Below are 457 nucleotides of genomic sequence, written 5' to 3'. Positions count from 1 at the left end.
GAGCGGATCCTCGGTGCCGATGCCGATCGATTCGCCTTCCATGAACGCGTGCAGCGAAAGCGGCGCGTCCGGCGCGTCGTCGTCGGGCGGGCCGACGCTGACGACGGCCGTGCGACCGAGCTCCGCCGACGTGATGCCGGGACGCGCCGGCGGATCGATCGCGACGGCCACGTCGAGATCGCGCGTGAGCAACGCGTTGAGCAGCGCGTCGGTATGCAAGGTCTGGATTTTCAGCGCGACGCGCGGGTAATCGTCGCGGAACGCCTTCACGGCCTGTGGAATCAGGCTCAGGCCGAGACTCGGCAGGCAGCCGACGCGCAACTGCCCTTCGGGCTGCAGCGCCAGATTGCGTGAGAGCGCGCGAATGCGCTCGAGGTTCGACTGGAGTTTCTGCGTCTCGCCGAACAGCAGCTCGGCTTCACGTGTCGGCAGCAGGCGGCCGTGCGCGCGGCTGAAC

The 457-nt window shown here is 68.7% G+C and carries 1 protein-coding gene; it reads right to left on the bottom strand.

Going from position 1 to position 457, the window contains the following annotated elements; translation table 11 throughout:
* A partial coding sequence (locus J5M57_RS28470; protein WP_243435669.1) for a LysR substrate-binding domain-containing protein occupies window positions 1-457 on the bottom strand: 457 nt, incomplete at both ends.

This window comes from Pseudomonas sp. 86_A (assembly GCF_017491705.1).
Lineage (GTDB): Bacteria > Pseudomonadota > Gammaproteobacteria > Pseudomonadales > Pseudomonadaceae > Aquipseudomonas > Aquipseudomonas koreensis.
The sequence above is the reverse complement of the archived record's forward strand: the minus strand, read 5'-3'. Positions and strand labels throughout refer to the sequence as shown.